We start from the raw sequence: 17,319 nt of genomic DNA, 5'->3' as shown, positions 1-17,319 counted from the left end.
TCTTTTTGCATCGGGGTGCAGAAAGATTTAACACATTGATTTATAAGTACAAAATGAGCGTTGCTTTCTGCATTCATTCTGCAAGCTTCCAGACTGGCTGCCCGCGGCTGCCGGTGTTCTGAATTCGCCCTGCGCGGCGCAGTTTGGTCAGTAGGTTGGCGACCTTGTTGTCCTTTTGCTCCTCTGTCAGGGCGTCACTGAGCTTGCCCAGCAGCAGCTTGTTGATCTCTGCTCGGCTCGCCTCGCCCTTCACTTCCAGATAGTCCGTGATCAGCTTGGCGTAGAAGGCGTCATCCTGTCCCCGCGTGCGCAGGTAGTCGGCCACGCTAGACGTGGCTGCCGCCACAGTGGCGGAAACGAAGTAATTCGGCTTGCGGCCCTCGATTAGCCCGGCCTTGCGCAAGCGGGCGGCGGCCTCGTCCGGAAGCGGCAGCTTCTTCTGCACGCGGTCCAAGGCCAGTACGTCGGCCAGCGGCAGATCGGTCTTCTGGATCAGTAGCCGGCTGTAGGCAATGTCCACCACGCCGCCGTAGATCGTCATCTTCACCGCGTTGGGCTCGCTCAGGTCGTAGTCCGGCATCGGGAAGTAGCGGCGCGCCTGCCCGGCATACATGTCACGGATGCCGTAGCCCATCGTGTCGATCATGTTCAACTCGGCCATTGCCTGGGCGAGGAACGGATTGCGGTAACGGCGTGGGATCTTGGTGCCTTGGATGTACTCGTCCGGCTGGCCGTCATAGAAGCCGCCTTCATTGGTGAAGATCAGCCTGTCCGGCTGCTCGGTGACCACCACGCGGCCATTGCGGGTGTAGTCCTGGTGGGCGATGCAGTTGTGCAGGGCTTCAAGGACGATTCTCTGGTCGTACTTCGGCACTTCCACGGGAACCAGCTCGTTCTGCGGCAGGATGCGCAACTGGATGTTGCGGACGCGCTGATAGAGCTCGGTGGTCTTGAGCAGAAAAGGCAGGCCGAAGTGCTCGTAGGCGCGTTCCGGGCCTTCCAGGCTCCAGGTCATCTGCGCCGGGTGCGGCGAAAGCCGGTAGGCGGATTCGGCATTGCCGAGCAACAGCAGGGTGGCGCGGGTGATCTGTCCGCCCTGGGTGAGTCGGGCGCGGTCAAGAAAGGTTGGCAGCGGCCACCCCATCACCTCCTCAAGGGTGATGCGGTTGGCGTACTTCTTGGCGAACGACTCGCGTGCCTTGCGCACGGCGGTGTCATCCAGATCGTCCAGCGTGGCCGCGGTCACGACCTGGGCCGTCCAGTCCATGGCCAGGGTCTGGCGGCGGATTTCGTCCTGCTTGTCCAAGCCCAGCGAGGTCAGGCTTTCCCCGGCGCGGGCGAAATAGTGACCTTTCCAGGCGATCGGGATACCGCGCGGGGCGGCGGGGATCTGGAACAGCAACACGCGTCCATCCGCGTGATGCAGTTCGTGGATGTCGCGGAAGGTGATACGCGGCTCGGCGTTCTCCGCAATCTGCATCTTCAGCGATTGCAGGCGCTCCTCCTGTGGGCGGTAATCGGTGCCCACCACGGCGCGGACTTTGTTGTTCACGCCGAACACCAGCCAGCCGGACTCGGCCCCGCGAAGGTTAGCCTCGTTGGCGAGCGCGGAGAAGTACTTGCCGATGTCGTCGGTGCTGTAATCGTTGCCGGCCTGCTTGAACTCTACCACCTCGTTTTCCCAGGTGGCGATCAGGCCGCTCAACAATGGGCTCAATTCCGCTTGTTCCATCGTGTCACCTTTACAGGCACTTCACTTCGGTGCCAGGCGAGAGCAACTTGAAGATCTGCTCTATATTGATCTTCACATCGTCGCCCTTGAAGCCTGCATCGCGGAATACGGCGCGCAACGGCTTGAAAGTGGCAAGCTCCTTGGCGAAGGCATCATCGATGCCGCCGGTCTTGTCGAAGCAGGCGGCCAGCGCGTCGGTATCCACGAAATACACGTCCTTGCCCTGGATGACCTTCTTCTCGATGGGCAGGGCGAGATCAACGCCCCAGTCCAGCATTACCTGGAACAAAAGGTCTTCCGGGACGCGGTCGGGCTTGATGTTATCGACGGTGTCGAGCAGATCGCCTTGGGTGATCTGATCAGGGGTGTAGTGCACGTCAGCCATGTTGGAGGTGTCGATCTTCATCACACGAAAGCCAACGTCGACCTGACTGTCGTCACCTCTGAGCTTATTGCCGGTACGACGGATCCGCTCCTTGCTCAATTCAGCGATGGTCTCGTAGCCAGCTTTGAATGCCTCGGAATCGGTCGCGCATGGCTCCGGTAGCTGCATCATGATGAAGCGACGGTTGCCGCTATCTACGGAGTTGAGGCGAAGAAGTGCATCGGCGGTCGAGCTGGATCCAGCAAAAAAATCAAGGATCAAAGAGTCATTTCTAGCACCCATTTGGATAATCTTTTCGAGCAGCTGTGTCGATTTCGGAAAATCCATAATCGCGGATCCAAACAAATCCCTGACTGTCTTACGCCCATAGTCATTGGTAATTTCCTTGTCAGTCCATAGAGACTTGGCTAGTGTCTTGGCCACTTCCCCGTCCTTGCCCAAGAGATAGTCTTTGCGATAGATACGCCACTCTTGCCCTGTTTGCTCCGCAAACAAGATGTCGCCTTCCTTCCTTACTTTGTCTGTTCCCCATGTCCAGCACGTCTTGGTGCCGTCGGGGGCGTCTGGCCAGATCTCAACGGCGTAGTTCGCGTCTCTAGCCAAGGATACGGAGCCGTCGGCGGGGTTTACATAAAGAGGGTAGTAGAGCTTCGGCCGTGTAGTTGGGTTAAAGGCTTGATTTCGATTGCGTAGGCCGAGCGGGCGATACTGCCCTTGTTTGTCCTTCCTTTTGTATTCGTCCACCATGCGGCCTTCCTTTTCTAGGCCGTTGATTGCGTCAGAATTCAGGCCATCCTTTACGAAGATCAAGATACTTTCATGTGTCTTTGCAACGAACCTATCCAGATGCCTGCCGCGCGGATTGAGCTGAACAGCAAGCTGGGCAACGAAATTCTCGGCACCGAAAACCTCAGAGCAAACCGCAATTAGGTTTGAAGCCTCATTGTCGTCAATGGAAATGAACAAAGCTCCGTCATCGGAAAGCAGATTGCGAGCAAGCCGAAGGCGTGGATACATCATGCTCAGCCAGTCGGAATGGAAGCGTCCGTTGGACGTTGTGTTCGCAATCAGACGATTGCCTTCGTCGTCTACCTGATTTGAGCGGCTCAGGTACTCAGCGGCGTTCTCAGCGAAGTCGTCTTCGTAGATGAAATCGTTGCCCGTGTTATACGGCGGGTCGATATAGATCATCTTCACCTTGCCAAGGTAGGTTTCCTGTAGCAGCTTCAAAGCATCCAGATTGTCGCCTTCGATGAAGAGGTTCTGCGTCGAATCGAAGTCAACGCTCTCCTCGCGCACAGGTCGCAAGGTCTTGGCAATCGGTGCATTCGCCGTCAGCAGCGCCTCGCGCTTGCCCGGCCAGTTCAGGTGATAACGCTCTTGCGGCCCCTCCACCAACGAAGCCGACAACTCCTGCCGCAACTGGTCGAAATCCACCGCCAGCTTCACGCTGCCGTCCTCGCCCGTAGCCTCCGTCACGCAGCCCGGAAACAGCTCGCGCAAGCACGCCAGGTTGGCATCGGTCAGATTGGGGGAGTGCATTTTCAGTTTGTCCATGATGTTCACTTGAAACGAATGGAGGTTGGCGATGCATTGATCACGTTCAGTCAGAAGGATCAAATGCCCTTGGTTGGATAGCTGCCAAGAGTGGGACTACCTCCGCCAAAGCCGGTGCTCTTCAAAACACCCATCGAACGAATGAGGTTTCGGCGCGCGCCGCCGAGCGAGACCGCGATGCGTGGGTAAGGGGTTTCCAGATCTGGATAGCCGGTGCGCAGCCATTCCGGGAAGGATCTTGCCGCTGCAACCGGGATGGTCTTACCGTGCGCCGTCACCGTACCTTCCGCCAATTTCCGGACCATGGGCAAGGTGGCACCGCCGCCAGTCAATACGATGGTGAGATTATGGCTCGGATTGGCTTGTACCCAGTTGATCCATTCCTTATCTGCGGACTCGAGAATCTCGACCAGCGTCTTGCGCAAGGACTTCTCGAAGGCTGTGACTTCATCCAATGCCAGGAACTCGGTTAGTGAGACGTCCACCGCCTCCCCGTTGTAAAGAGGGACATAGACGGACCCGGAATTGAAAAGGGACTCCTTGTAGTCGCGGATGTCGCGTTCAAGCGCGTGACTGATGTTCTGGAACCTATCGTGCGAGCCGCTGACACCAGCCTTTTGCAGGATGAAACCTTTAAGAAGCTTATCGAGGTGATTGCCCGCCTCGGTGATGCCGCGTGCTGTTCCATCCACCTCGCCGGCTGTGGTCCTGGTCTTATCGATGCTGCCGTCGTCATTCACGGTAACTTTCAGTCGATACAAGCTAAAGTCGCTAGTGCCTGCACCGATGTCCACCACCAGCGCCAGTGAGTCGTGGTTGGCCTGCCAGCTAAGCAGGGAGCCCGCCACACCTAGCGGCTCGGTGACACTACCTTCAATAAAGGTGTAGTCGCGCTTCTCGGTACGCAACTGCTTCAAAGCCGAGAGGAAGCGATTAAGGGGCAGGCCCGCGTGGATCTCATCGCCGAAGGTGTCAGCAAGGATCTGCGCCTCGCCTAGCAGGGCTCTCAGCTCACCCTCCACCATGCGCGCGTTCGCCCGTGGGAAGCACGGCATGGCAAAGCGCCGCTTGAAATTGCTCGCCACCACGGGGGACTCGACATCGTTCTGAAGCGCATAGCCGATCGCCCATGTGAAGAAGGTCAGATAGGCGAGGACGACATCCTTGTAGGTGAGCGGTTGCGATGTCGGGTTATAGGTGGTGTCCACGGGAACGTTCAAGTTGCCTTCGGACAGGGCGCGCTTGATGTTGTCGATCCGGGATCCGCTGCCATCTACGGCATGCTTAACGGCGTTCTGGCCGAACCATAGGAGCCCATCAGCGTCGATGAAAACCGAGGAAACCAGCATGACCTCGTCGATTTCCTCTTGATCGCCAGGGATGCCTAGCTTCAGTACCTGGATGTCCTCCACATCCACATCTTCGTTGTCATGAACGAAGCTTGCCTTGGACATGGCGGTACCGAAGTCGAGGCAGACGCGATAGGTTGCATCGGCTTCAGGCAAAGACAGCGTGGACAAGTCCAGCGTGACGGGCTCTTCCACCGTCGGTTCTGGCTCAGGCAGAGAGGTCTGCGGTTCGGCAGTCGAGCCAACAATCGGCTTAACAAGCGCTGGTTTAGGACTGGGCGGGGCAGCGATTGGAGTGGAGAGCGAATCAGGGCTGTCGGGCTGATTGGAAACAAAGAAGTCCAATGCTTCCAATTCGCGCTGGGTGATGACGCCTTCGAGACGGAACTTGCCGTCGCTTCCGACTTCGATGCGCTCGCGCAGATTGGCGAGGATGATTTTCGCTTTCGTGAATTCCATGTCTATTCCTCAGGCTCAACTCGGGGCTTTACAAGTGTTTTAATCTTTCCGCCGAACTCTTTCAGAATGCCGTCGCGCACTACTTTGACGCGGCGAATGCCGGAACGATGGCCGCCTTCCATATCGTGTTCGATGGGGTTGTATTCGACGATGCTGCCCAATAGGTCGGTCTTGCTCAGCTTACGCATGCGAGCCAGTCGCTCGGCGACTTGAGCGATGCTCTCGTAGCCAGTGGCAGCGCGCTCGACCGTGGCAGCCTGATAGGCATCGAAAGTCTTCAAGACAGGCACGACGGCACTGTTCAACTTGCCCATGCTGTCCCGGTTAGCATCGAGCTGGATCAGCAGCTCGCCGATCTGCTGGTCTTCAGTGTTGCCGAGCTTGTGCTCCGCAGCTCGTTCGCTTTGCGAGACGCGGCCAACCTTCAGCCAGTAGTCGGCCACTTCCGGATCAACATCAACCGCTTTTTTGAAATGCAGCCTGATGGCACTGGTTATGATTGGCGTGGAAGGCCAACTGGCCTCCATCGCGCGCAGAATTTCTTTGTCGGTTCGGTTTTGCCGAGCAAGGACAAGTGCTGTTTCCAGGAGGTTCATCTGCACTTTGGGGATCACGGCCGAGGCTTCGATGTAGCGTGTCCATGGGCCTGGCGTGAGCAGTTTCTTGCTGTCCTGCAATAGCCGGTAAGTTTCCCCGTGAAGTGCATGGGAGTAGCGCAGCTCGATCACGCGAACGAGTACGCCGTTGGCAGCATCTAAGCTGGCATGAAGCGCATCCGTGTCTGCAGTGGTTGCGCCGCGCAGGAAGTTTTCAGTCAGACTTGCCAAAGCGGTGCCGGGCTCCAGGCCGACGTTCCCTTCGTAGTTTCTTACTACTTCAGCAATCGACTCGAAGATTCTGCGAACGCGCTTGATGCGGGTGTCGGGAGATTCGATGTCCTTTACGATCCCCGCCACTTCGATCAAGTGACGGATGAAGCCCGCCAAGTCTTCGCTGTTGCTTAGCAGGATTCGAAGCAGCTCCTTGCGAGCATTGTTGGCAGTGTCAATCGCCAGGGCTTCGTGGGCGCAGTAGCCGGAGAGCCATTCCGCCTCGGTGTAAGCCAGCATCTTGGCGGCATACTCCTTGGCGTCGCCGTCCGCCAAGGTCTCGATAGATGGTGGCTCGCCCGTGAAAAGCTCGTTCACGCGGGAATGAACTTCGTTCTCGCGCCCACGTGCAACGGCGGCAACTCGTCCTAGTATCGCCGCTGCAAAAAGTTCTTCGTCGGCGGGTGCGGTCGCCGCGAGATTCACGACGGCGTCGACCACTTGCCCGAGATTCGTATCCTTGAGCAAGGCCTGTTGCTGCTGCTGCCTCATCACCTGTGTAAGCAGGTCATTCAAAGACTTCAGATCGATCGACTCGATGACCTCACTCAGGGTGATCTCTGGTTGTTCTGCCATATTGCGTAGCTCAGTTCTGTTCGCGGGGGCACTCAGCTTGCGATAGCCAAGCTGATCCAGCTGAGTCCTTAGTTTGCGTACGGCGGCATTTAGCTCAACCTTACGATTGAACTGCCTTTCGTTCTCAAGGGATGAGATGGACTTGTCCAGTTCGCGCTCCATGGCGCGAACGCTTCCAAGGCGATCGATCAGAGCCCGAAGAGGCTCCCGCGGGCGAGCCGGCAGCGGAATCAGCCGCAGCAACAGGCGTTCGTACAAGACGTTCAGGCTTAGGCTAATGGGCAAGCCGGTACGCGGGCTGTCGGCGGGCCGCCAACCAGTTCCGAAGTACTCGGAGAGGAGAAGCTTGCCTCCGCCGTCTCCGCCGCGCGGGCGTTTGAAGCAGGCAACTACCTGTATGAGGTCGGCGTGGTAAAGCTCAAAGAGAATCGGATGTTCGATGACCCCATCGATGCAGCGCAGAACCTCGTGACTCAGTTCAGGTGTCTTCAGCTGGACGCCAAAAACCTGAATTTCCGACACGCCGTCCTTGGCAGGCAGGTTGATGGTTTCCGAAGCCAACTTGTATAGCCAAGTGACATGTTCGACTTCCTTGACGAACAGATCTTTCAGGCGCGAATTTACGGCCCCGTGTTCGTAGAACTTCGACTTCGGAACGGTTCGATTGACCTTCGCAGTGTCAGGCCATGCAATCAGGGCAGGATGTTCGGCGTCGCTCACGCTACCTCCTGTACGATGAGGAACGAGACCAGCTCAAAATCGTCCAAACCGGAAATGGTCTGAGTAAGCGCACTGGTCTTTCCAGGCGAGAACAGGCTGTCGATGTCCTTCTCTTCTTTGACCTCGATCATCGAGCGGATGGCTTCGCCTAGGAGGTCAGAATAGGGGCGCATGTTGCGGCCATCGGTGGTGGCCTTGTTGAACGCGTGGCAGAGATCTGCAAATGGCCGGTCTTGGCCCTTGCAGCAACTGCGTGCTAGATCGAGCAGGCGTTTGACCTCGGTGTGGTCGTGAATAACCTGCCCGTCTTGGCCCATGTAGATCAGATAAAACGGGTGCAGACGGTTGTGCTGCGGCAGATGGGTAGGTGGGTTTACGCCCGTATTGCGGTTGCGCAGGGTGAAGAACACGCCGGGTTGTAGACCCAGCTCCGAATTGGCGGGCACGATGGCATGCAGGCCATTGGGCGACCTCTCTAATTCGCCGTGCGCCTTGACGTAGTTCAGCAAGTCCATGCGGAAGTCGTTGAGGCCAAGGTCTGTGATGGACACGCCGGTCTTCAAATCTTCCAGCTCGATGACTTCTTCCTGCAAGCGGCGCAGCTGCTCCTTGCGATAGGAGACATCGTTTGCCTGTGCTGACAGCACATTGTCATCGCCAGTGGCGGTGACGTCGGCGATCATCATCCGGCTTTCGACACGCTCCTTCAGTCGGATGTACTCATCGAGTGAAATGTCCGGCCAATAGTTGACCAGCTGAATACTGGCATTCTGCGAGCCGATTCGGTCCACACGGCCGAAACGCTGGATGATGCGAACCGGGTTCCAGTGGATGTCGTAGTTGATCAGGTAATCGCAGTCCTGAAGGTTCTGGCCTTCGGAAATACAGTCGGTGCCGATTAGGATATCGACTTCCGCCAGCTCGTTGGGCAGGACGATGTCCTTGTCCTTGGACCGCGGTGAAAACAGCGTTAACAGTTCCTGGAAGTCATAACCCTTGGCCAAGGTGGACTTGGGCGAGCCTTTGCCGGTGACTTTGGCTGTGTGCAGCTTGTGCGCAGCCGACAGCGCCGGAGCCAGATTGGCGTACAGATAGTCCGCCGTGTCGGCGAAGGCGGTGAAGATCAGTACCTTCTTGTTACCCGCGTTGATCGGATTAGCGATCTTCCCCAGTACATGCGCTTTGAGGTGCTGAAGCTTAGCATCGTGCTCCGGGGTGATCTTCTCCATCAGGGACAGCACGTCCTCGATGTACTCAAGATCCTGGCCAAGGTCGAACTGCCAGCGGGGCAGGTCCATGTCGGCTAGGTTGATTTTAACCTTGCCACCGATATCGGCGCCCTGCTCCAGGTCGAGCAGATCGTCGTCGTCGGCTTCCAGTTCTCCCAGCGCCTCGGTCATGTCCTCAACGCTGCCGCCGCCGACCTGGCGGAAGTTGACGATCTTGTCCAGTGTGCGTAGGTGGTTCTTGCGCAGCAGCTGCAAGGTAAGCCGGAATGCCGCGACAGAGCTTTCAAGGCGCTTCAGCAGGTTGACCGTCATAAGCGCCTGCAAGCTTTTCTCGCGATCCGCCTGTCGCAAGGTGCCTTTGCTGCCCACCTTGGTGTCGTACATCTCCGCATACTTCGCCATGCAACTGGGAAGGATGTAGCTCACCGGGGCGTACACCGACAGCTTGAGTCGGGAAAGCTTCTCGAAGATCTCGTTGAAGCTAGGGCAGCTATCCAGATCGGATAGAGTGCTTTGGAACGACAGCGGCTTGCGTCGTTCGGGGAACGGACCGATGTCCTTGGTGTCGTAGAAGGTCTGGATGTGCTTGCGCGAACGAGCAATGGTGACGCTGTCCAGCAGCTCGAAGAAATCGAAATCCAACCCGTCCAAGATGGCGCGGGGAGTCCGCTCCTCCGGAGGTAGCTTCGACCAGACGTTGAAGGCCTTTTGCGCATTGCGAAAGACCTCTTCCACAGACTTGCTGGTACGAAGCTTTTTGCTCAGGTTCTCGGAATCGCCTTCGTAGGCCAAAGCCAGCTGGTTGCGCAGGTCGTTGAAGCGGTTGTTGACCGGCGTGGCGGAAAGCATCAGCACCTTTGTCTTCACGCCTTCGCGGATGACCTTGTTCATCAGCTTCTGGTAGCGGGTTTCCTTGTCCTTGTAGGCGTCGTTGTTCCGGAAATTGTGCGATTCGTCGATGACGACCAGATCGTAGTTGCCCCAGTTGATGCGATTCAGCGGCGTACCGAAGGACTCGCCGCTGGTGCGGCTCAGGTCGGTGTGGCACAGCACGTCGTAACTAAATCGATCGCGAGCGAGGATGTTGGTCTTGAGATTGCGGTTGTAGTTGAGCCAGTTGTCCGCCAGCTTCTTCGGGCACAACACTAGGACGGACTTGTTGCGAAGCTCGTAGTATTTAATGACCGCCAGCGCGGTAAAGGTTTTGCCCAAGCCGACGCTGTCGGCAAGGATGCAGCCGCTGTACGTCTCCAGCTTGTTGATGATGCCGGTGGCCGCGTCCTTCTGGTAGTTGAAGAGCTTGTTCCAGATCAACGTGTCCTGATAGCCGGTTCGGTCGTTGGGCAATACGTCTTCGTCGATGTCATCCAGAAACTCGTTGAAGATGTTGTAGAGCATTAGGAAGTAGATGCTCTCCGGCGAGTTCTCCCGATAGACGGTGGCGATGTGCTCGCAGATCTGCGATGTCACGTCCTCCAGCTTCTCCGGGTCGTTCCAGATCTGGTCGAACAAGCTAAGCCAGGTCGCGGTGAAACTGGGCTCGTCCATCTTGTTGACCAGGTTGGAGACGGCATTCCCCGACTCATAGCCCAGGTCAACAGCGGTAAATCCGTGCAGCGGCATATAGGCCATATCCGCTGCGTCAGCTTGGACGCAGGCGAATTGCTGCATTGGGGCCTTGCTGCAGTTGCTCTTGAATGTCGCCTTGCGCCGTAGCCAATCGGCGCACTCGCGAGCCACGGCGCGCTGGGTCAGCTTGTTGCGCAGTTGGATCTCGAACTCGCTGCCGTACAGGCTGCGCTCCCGGTCCAGCTTGGGGATATGGAACTCCCGCCGCTCCTTACGAATCCGGTCGGTGACCTCATCCGGCAGGAAGGTAGGCGAGGTGAATATGAAGTCCAGCTCCTCGATCTGCTCCAGTTCGGACTTCAGTGCCTCGTAGGCATACATGGAGAAGCAGGAGGCAGCGACCTTGAGCTTGGCGCCCGGCTTCAGGGAACGTTTGAGGTCGTCGCCAAGCAAGCGGCTGACGTTGTCGATGATCTCCATTCAGTCACCCCCCTTCTTGGCAGGGGGGTGTTGGTTGGAGTTCGCATCGATCCAGCGTTCCAGCTCCGAGCGACGGAAGCGCCACGTGCCGCCAAGCTTGAAGGCGGGGATATCGCCGTTCTGGGCAAAGCGATACACCGTCCGCTTCCCGGCTTTCAGGAACGCAGCGACCTCCTCCAGCGTCAGGATTTCCCCGCTCGAATCGGTAGTGCCCATCTAGGTTGTCCCCTGCTTGGCGGCGTCTTGCCAAGATTAGCCAATTCTCCCACACCCCTGCATTTTTTGACCATGAGCCCAAGCGTCGTCAACAAGTGCGCTTTGGCGCAATCGAACTAACGCGAATCGCCACTGATTCGGGCCGGCCTACCGCGATTCTGCAATGACTTAGGTGATGGATATGGCCAAGACACTAGCTGGCTGGAGTGCAAAACTCGGCTCGTCAGGGGCGGCGCGCAGACGGCCTTGCCAATGCGCACCCCGTGGGATCGACGGATCCTTGGGAGAGCACATGCTTCTATTTCACGCTTGCCGGCCCGCCCGGTGGGACCGAATCCGCGTTCGCCGTAAACCAGCGTGATGCCTGCGCGCTATCGCTTCTTCGCCAGATCAATCTGCCAAGCCGCGATAAGGACCATCACAACAGCGAAGCCGGCGAAGTACAGACGCCGATCGTCACTTGGAAGCACGACAACCACCAACATCAAGAAGATCGCCAGAAGTAGAAGACTGACGCCGAACCTGTAGCGCTTGACGTTGCCAGAAGTGGTAGGCGGATAAGACATGACTTTACCGATGCGACTCCCCAGAGAGGGCCTTCCATCAAGCTCACGAAGTTTCCTTCGTACTTCTTGGATCTCACGTGGCGAGAGGCCTGGCCTACTGGATTGATCGTGATCGCTCATTTCACCAACCGGAAAGTCGCGCGCATCTGTTCAACGTCGATGCGATTGTCCGTACAGAACTGAGCGTACAGCGTACGAAGTAGGTCGTTTCGCTCCGACGTCGATGTTGGCTTACCACGTTCGACCATCCACTCGTCTATAAGAGCCAAGAGGTCAAAGATCAGCTCCCACTGCACCCCAGCAGTCGCACGCCGGCCTGTCAGCAGCCAATGCACGTCTACCCCGGCCTCAGCTACATGCGATAGGTAGCTGGCATCAGGCTTGGTGCTATCAGCCTCGTAGGCCACTTGGGTTGCCTTGCTGACGCCTCCCACTTGTGCGAGAGCGGACTGATTCAGCCCTAGACGGACACGCTCCATCTTGAGATTCTTTCCAAAAAGTCGAGAATCTTGTCTTTTTCCTCTCATTGGTCTATATTGTAAAGAGTCTTGGATCACGTGACCGATCTGACTATGGATCAGACCCTACAAGACATACGGGCCGCGCTCGAAGCGCCGTGCCAGGACCTGGAGGAGGCCCTAGTCCAAGCAGGGGAGAAGGTGCAGAAGCTAACCGCCGAATCCCTTAGGCGGCTCAACCTGCCGCCTCCTGGACTCACCTACATTCTAGAGACTGGAGTTTCGCCTCCAGCCCGAAAAGTGGGTCGCAAGAGAAGGCGAAACCTGATCCTCGAGGTTCCGCTCAGAAGTATCCCAAGGGTGGTTCTGCAAGCCGAGTCGATGACGGGGGAGTACCACTTCCTCGTTGAGCTCGACCGGCGCGATGATCTACTGGCTGTCTTTGACCAGCCCATCAGCATCAAGCTCTGCATCACCGACAGTATTGGCCGGCGGACACGAACGACATATACGGTTGACTACCTGGTGGTCGACAAGCAGCGGGTGTGCGCCTACGAAATCAAGAGCGACGCAGAACTCGAACGCCTGGTACGTGAACGGCCAAGCGATTGGAACGTCGATGAGAACGGGTACCACTATCTTCCTGCGGCTCATTACTTCAATGCACTCGGAATCTGCCTCATCGTCGTTCCCATCAGTGCGCTTAGCTCCCTCCGCGCAGACAACTTGCGATTGCTCTCAAGCGCTCGCGAAGCTCCAGATACGAAGCACTACCGGAAAGCTAGGCACGGCATTCGTCAGCTCTTCAAGCACGAATCCACGATGAGAGTTTCTGACTTACTCGAACGCATCGGCGAAACTGATCAAACTCCCATTCTTCAGCTGCTGAACTCCGAAGAACTCTTTGCTGACCTTGATAAGGTCACGCTTTCTGATCCAAGTAGCGTCTGGGTGTCAACAACTTTAGGCTTGGCAAAGCGCGCGCAGGAGTCGAGTAAGGGGCTTGCAGAGCTGCTTCACTCAGCGGACGTCAACGCACACGATGTAATGGACCCAAGGCATGAGGTCGAGGTCGCTGCACGGTTGGCAATTATCCAAGGCACAACGCGTGTCAACGCGCGAGGCAAACCCGTCTCAGATCGCACGATCAGGAGACATCGCAAAGCGTTTCGTGAATCAAACGGGGATATTGGCAGCATCGTTCCGAGGTGGCTGAACTGCGGCAACAGCGATCCGCTCATTAGCTCGGTTCATCAGACCTATCTTCAGGCATTCATTCGCGCGGGAAAGGGCGATCCAAACGACCCGTCCATTCATTCGTGCTACGAAGCCTATAAAGAGGCATTCCCGCAAGCAAAGATCGATCTTGACTTCTTCGACGATCAGCCAATCTGCCGCTCAACCTTCTACACATACTGGGACAAGACGCCGCTTCACAAAGAAGATTCATTCAGTCGCGGTGGAAGACGCCTCGAGAACGAACAAGCCGACTCGTTTGACCCAGAAACCAAGACAATCATTGCAACGCGACCATTCGCAGTTGCCCACATCGACCACTGGAAAACCGATCTTCATCTTGTCGTTGGCTACGTCAACGGGGCAAAGATCACTAAGCGCGCTTGGTTGACCGCGATGGTCGATGCGTTCACTGGCGAGGTCCTCGCCATCTGGCTGTCCTTCTCGGATCCAAGCAAGAAGGCCTGCACAATGGTAATTCGTGATTGCGTTCGTCGTCACGGTCGCTTGCCTGAGATGATAATCACCGATGGTGGAAGCGATTTTAAGAGCGCCCACTTTCTTGTCATGCTCGCCACGTTGCGCGTGGTGCGCTGCGAGCGCCCACCTGAAGATCCCCGCTTCGGTCAGCAGGTCGAGCGCCTCTTCAAAGACTTCAAAGACCGTTTCGTCCGTGGACTTCCTGGGTTCGGAATCAGCATCGAACGAGCTCGCGCGGTCTCAGCCGCATTCAAGGCAACAAAGAACTCTAGCCTGACCCTGCTCGAAGCCTTTGAAGCGATCGAGGCGTTTGTTTTTCAGGGCTATAACAACGGCTTGAAGCCCGGAGAGTTGTCTTCTCGTTCGGCGATCCGCCTACAGGCCCATAAGTTCTACCCGCACAGCGGACGCAAGGTTACTTGGGACCTCAAGTTCTTGATAGCAACGTCAATCGAGTCGCCCGATACGAACTACAAGCTTTGGACTGGTCGCGGCATTCATGTCAGCGATAAGTGGTACAGCTCGCCACGACTTCTGAATTACCGCGGATACAAGAAGGACATATCCGTGCGGCTCGAGCCATATGACGATTCGGTGATCTATGTGTGCATCGAAGGAAAGTGGCTGGAGTGCAGGAACTCGAACTCAGCACTGCAAGCAGCCATGTCAGAATCCAGCCTACTCTTCAAGACTGCTGAGCGCCATGATCTTTCCGCGCTCCGCGCTGAGCTCACCAACGACATGAACCGCTGCGCTGCGGAAATCGTCCATGAGAAGCTCCGCGAAATTGCAGATCGCAGGGAAGTCCCGAGTTCGGCGCCTGGCGCCAAGAATGCCAGCCCCGATAACGTATCTGAGTCGGCTGGTTTTGTGCCTTTCAGCTTTGATGACGTTGAACCGTACGAAGATGAGTCGCCCACATGAATCGGGTATCACGTGTGACAGGCGGCATCATCAAGCACCCCCTTCTTGAGCGCGCCCGAGACGAGTTCGTCCCTCTATGTCGAGATGCAACTGATGGGATTGCACTCGCTCTTCTTGGCCCAACACAGTGCGGAAAATCTGTAATTTTCAATGAGGTCGTGCCCATTCTCCGGGCATCCTTCAAAGATGAACGCCCTGGGTCGATCCCTATTGTTGGTCTTCAGGTCGAAACTGTTAGCGAAGGGCGCACGAAGCCGAAGTGGATCGGCATCGAGTTGCTGAAGGAACTGAATCATCCTATTTACAAGCACATCGGCGCACTTGACGAGAATGATCACTACTTTCCATCGAAAGGAAGAGATGAGTCAACTCTTCGTATTGCTCTAAAGGAAGCGTTCCAGAATAGGTTCACACGCCGCATATGCCTTGACGAGGCTCATCTTCTAACAAGAACGCGTGACCCAGAACTGAGAGCCGCAATTCTTGAGTCGATCAAGTCAACATGCGCGATCGAACGCTCTCTCATTGCTTGCGGCGGGTATGAGATGGCCTACAAAGGGCTTTTCGACTCGTCACATTTCTGCGGACGAGTCATTCATTTCGATTTTGGCAATTATTCCAAGGACGATCCGGCAGACGTTGAGACGTGGGCTCGGATACTCAAGACTTACAGCGTAAAGCTCGATCTGAAACCAAAAACGCTTCTAGTCGATGAAACAGTAAGTCTCCTCTACTGGAACAATGGAACATTTGGACTTCTCGATAAGCATCTCTGGAAATGCAGCATGTTGGCGAAAGCCAGACATCAGCCCATCGATGCGGCGACTCTTAGAGAATGCGCCCCTCCAGAAAAGGAGCGAAGATCTATCGCGCTAGATATAAGGAAAGGCAGGGAGGCGCTTCGATCCAGCTCGGAGTTCCCAATTGCAACTCCTGAGCGGCGAGCTTCGGAAGATCAGACTGCCGCCCAGAGTACGGGAGATTCCCCGAAGCAGAAGCGCACTCCATTTGAGCGTAGCCCAAGGCGGAATGCAGCAATGGAGATTGCGCTCCATGATGATGACTGAGTACTTTCCGATTTCTCCACTTGGTGAAGAGCCTTCGGCGATCGAGGCGTTTGGATCATTGCTCTGCAGAATGGCAGTAGCACACAGTGTTTCCATTTACGTGATGACCACGCATCTTCGAAAATGGTGGCTGCTAAAGAACCCACTCGACAATCGCGCGAAGATCAATGTCATAAACACTCTTAATCCCATGTTCTGTGGTATCGGGGCCAACGTAAGCGCGTACCTTGATATTGTATCCGCAGCGACAGGGTCGCCCGATCTCATCCGAACAACTTTCTTGCCTCTTGGAACGGCGCTTGGAAGCAACGGTGTTGGTTTGGTTCGCGATGGACGCGCATGGTGTCCCGCATGCCATGCCGACGACCTCAGATCTATCGGTGCTGTATATGACCGGCTTCTTTGGGCCATTCCATTCATTGGCCGATGCCCAGAGCATAAATTGACCCTTGAAGCCAATTGTCCCCAGTGCGGCGCCTTGCAGCCCCGCTACCATCACTTGGGCAGGATGCATCTCTGCTGCCGATGCAAACACTCACTGCAAGCACCGCCATCAAGTTGGAGACACGACCCCAACCCACATCTCCACGAGAAGGAATGCGTTCAATTGGTCTCGGAACTGTCTTCCGGACAACTCGTCGTTGCCAAAGATGCCTGGCAAATATTCATTCGGGAATTCTCTACGTACATGAATGCCGTGGGGAAGAAAATTTCAAAGTATGCGTACGATGCCCCGAGGCGGCCGCAGACCAATCGCGAGATAACCCCTCCTAGATTTCCTACTCTTATCAGGCGCTGCACGGCCTTTGGGATTAATCCAGTTCATTTGCTTTCTGACCCTGCTGGCGCAGCGAAATCGGCTTGCATGTTCGAGTTTGCCCGCCTCGACGTTCCCATCGATCGGAAGCCTCTGCGCCCCCCTGAACTTCTGAAGGAGTTGAGGCGCCGGATTCTGAAGGAGCTGAAGAAGAAGGCAGGCCAGCGAGTAACTTCGAAGGCAGCGATTGCGAGGGAGTTTGGCGTTTCCGTCGGATTTCTGAACTACAAGTTGTCGGATGAGATTTCCCAGCTTGGATCGCATCGAAGGAGGCTTGATCAAATGATGGCCTCGGCCAATCACCAGCGTGCTATTGCCTATCTTCTGGCTGGCCCAGTTCTAGATTATCCATCTACCAAGTTCCCCAGTCATGATCACTTAGTAACAGCTGTAGTCAATGATTGTGGGCTTGGGGTGTATCGCGCGCGGCGTGCCGTGTCAGCCGCACTCACCAAGATGTTTAGCAGTAGGGCATACAAGAAGTATCGAAAGGCTAACAACCTTCACAAGCCAAGGATTCAGACTGGCCCAACGTGACCGGAATCTGGTTCAGATAATCGACGGGACACCCTGACGGCGGGATTAAACACGGCGCCAGCGTTGGCCTGGACGGCTTGAACGGAACGGCAG

General features: G+C 56.3%; 11 protein-coding genes. 4 read left to right on the top strand and 7 right to left on the bottom strand.

Going from position 1 to position 17,319, the window contains the following annotated elements; all coding sequences use genetic code 11:
- Positions 1-73: 73 nt before the first annotated feature.
- The 6 genes from CYU89_RS05290 to CYU89_RS05265 are packed head-to-tail and all read right to left on the bottom strand — an operon-like array spanning position 74 to position 11,141.
- Positions 74-1,732, bottom strand: a complete 1,659-nt coding sequence (locus CYU89_RS05290) for an RNA-binding domain-containing protein (RefSeq protein WP_296279186.1) — start codon at positions 1,730-1,732, stop codon at positions 74-76.
- 10 nt (positions 1,733-1,742) lie between these two features.
- The gene (locus CYU89_RS05285) at positions 1,743-3,674 is read right to left on the bottom strand and encodes a site-specific DNA-methyltransferase (RefSeq protein ID WP_296279185.1); all 1,932 of its coding nucleotides are present in this window, start codon (positions 3,672-3,674) and stop codon (positions 1,743-1,745) included.
- Between the two features lie 59 nt (positions 3,675-3,733).
- Positions 3,734-5,482, bottom strand: a complete 1,749-nt coding sequence (locus CYU89_RS05280) for a hypothetical protein (protein ID WP_296279184.1) — start codon at positions 5,480-5,482, stop codon at positions 3,734-3,736.
- Positions 5,483-5,484: 2 nt separating this feature from the next.
- On the bottom strand, positions 5,485-7,647 hold the full coding sequence (locus tag CYU89_RS05275) for a DUF4391 domain-containing protein (RefSeq protein ID WP_296279183.1): 2,163 nt from the start codon (positions 7,645-7,647) through the stop codon (positions 5,485-5,487).
- Entirely contained in the window at positions 7,644-10,925 is a 3,282-nt protein-coding gene (locus tag CYU89_RS05270; RefSeq protein ID WP_296279182.1) for an SNF2-related protein, read from the bottom strand. The genes CYU89_RS05275 and CYU89_RS05270 overlap by 4 nt, the downstream gene beginning before the upstream one ends.
- Positions 10,926-11,141 (bottom strand): helix-turn-helix domain-containing protein, encoded by a 216-nt coding sequence (locus CYU89_RS05265; protein ID WP_296279181.1) that lies wholly within the window; start codon positions 11,139-11,141, stop codon positions 10,926-10,928.
- A 263-nt stretch (positions 11,142-11,404) separates the two neighbouring features.
- On the opposite strand from CYU89_RS05265, the gene CYU89_RS05260 reads away from it, so the two are divergent.
- A complete protein-coding gene (locus CYU89_RS05260; RefSeq protein ID WP_296279180.1) occupies positions 11,405-11,647 on the top strand; it encodes a hypothetical protein in 243 nt (80 codons plus the stop codon).
- 176 nt (positions 11,648-11,823) lie between these two features.
- Here the strand turns inward: CYU89_RS05260 and CYU89_RS05255 are convergent, their stop codons facing one another.
- On the bottom strand, positions 11,824-12,186 hold the full coding sequence (locus CYU89_RS05255; RefSeq protein WP_296279179.1) for a helix-turn-helix transcriptional regulator: 363 nt from the start codon (positions 12,184-12,186) through the stop codon (positions 11,824-11,826).
- 78 nt (positions 12,187-12,264) lie between these two features.
- Here CYU89_RS05255 and CYU89_RS05250 point away from each other — a divergent pair, with 78 nt between their 5' ends.
- The 3 genes from CYU89_RS05250 to CYU89_RS05240 are packed head-to-tail and all read left to right on the top strand — an operon-like array spanning position 12,265 to position 17,226.
- Complete coding sequence (locus tag CYU89_RS05250; protein WP_296279178.1) at positions 12,265-14,805, top strand: DDE-type integrase/transposase/recombinase; 2,541 nt, start codon at positions 12,265-12,267, stop codon at positions 14,803-14,805.
- On the top strand, positions 14,802-15,872 hold the full coding sequence (locus tag CYU89_RS05245) for a hypothetical protein (protein WP_296279177.1): 1,071 nt from the start codon (positions 14,802-14,804) through the stop codon (positions 15,870-15,872). Before CYU89_RS05250 ends, CYU89_RS05245 begins: the two co-directional genes overlap by 4 nt.
- Entirely contained in the window at positions 15,859-17,226 is a 1,368-nt protein-coding gene (locus tag CYU89_RS05240; RefSeq protein WP_296279176.1) for a TniQ family protein, read from the top strand. The genes CYU89_RS05245 and CYU89_RS05240 overlap by 14 nt, the downstream gene beginning before the upstream one ends.
- Positions 17,227-17,319: the final 93 nt, after the last annotated feature.

This window comes from Pseudoxanthomonas sp., assembly GCF_002863005.1.
Taxonomy (GTDB): Bacteria; Pseudomonadota; Gammaproteobacteria; order Xanthomonadales; family Xanthomonadaceae; genus Pseudoxanthomonas_A.
The sequence above is the reverse complement of the archived record's forward strand: the minus strand, read 5'-3'. Positions and strand labels throughout refer to the sequence as shown.

Excerpts from the sequence above, each read along its gene's own strand:
- CYU89_RS05290 (WP_296279186.1), bottom strand. The coding sequence starts at position 1,732 with ATGGAACAAGCGGAATTGAGCCCATTGTTGAGCGGCCTGATCGCCACC.
- CYU89_RS05285 (WP_296279185.1), bottom strand. The coding sequence starts at position 3,674 with ATGGACAAACTGAAAATGCACTCCCCCAATCTGACCGATGCCAACCTG.
- CYU89_RS05280 (WP_296279184.1), bottom strand. The coding sequence starts at position 5,482 with ATGGAATTCACGAAAGCGAAAATCATCCTCGCCAATCTGCGCGAGCGC.
- CYU89_RS05270 (WP_296279182.1), bottom strand. The coding sequence starts at position 10,925 with ATGGAGATCATCGACAACGTCAGCCGCTTGCTTGGCGACGACCTCAAA.
- CYU89_RS05265 (WP_296279181.1), bottom strand. The coding sequence starts at position 11,141 with ATGGGCACTACCGATTCGAGCGGGGAAATCCTGACGCTGGAGGAGGTC.
- CYU89_RS05255 (WP_296279179.1), bottom strand. The coding sequence starts at position 12,186 with ATGGAGCGTGTCCGTCTAGGGCTGAATCAGTCCGCTCTCGCACAAGTG.
- CYU89_RS05245 (WP_296279177.1), top strand. The coding sequence starts at position 14,802 with ATGAATCGGGTATCACGTGTGACAGGCGGCATCATCAAGCACCCCCTT.
- CYU89_RS05240 (WP_296279176.1), top strand. The coding sequence starts at position 15,859 with ATGATGATGACTGAGTACTTTCCGATTTCTCCACTTGGTGAAGAGCCT.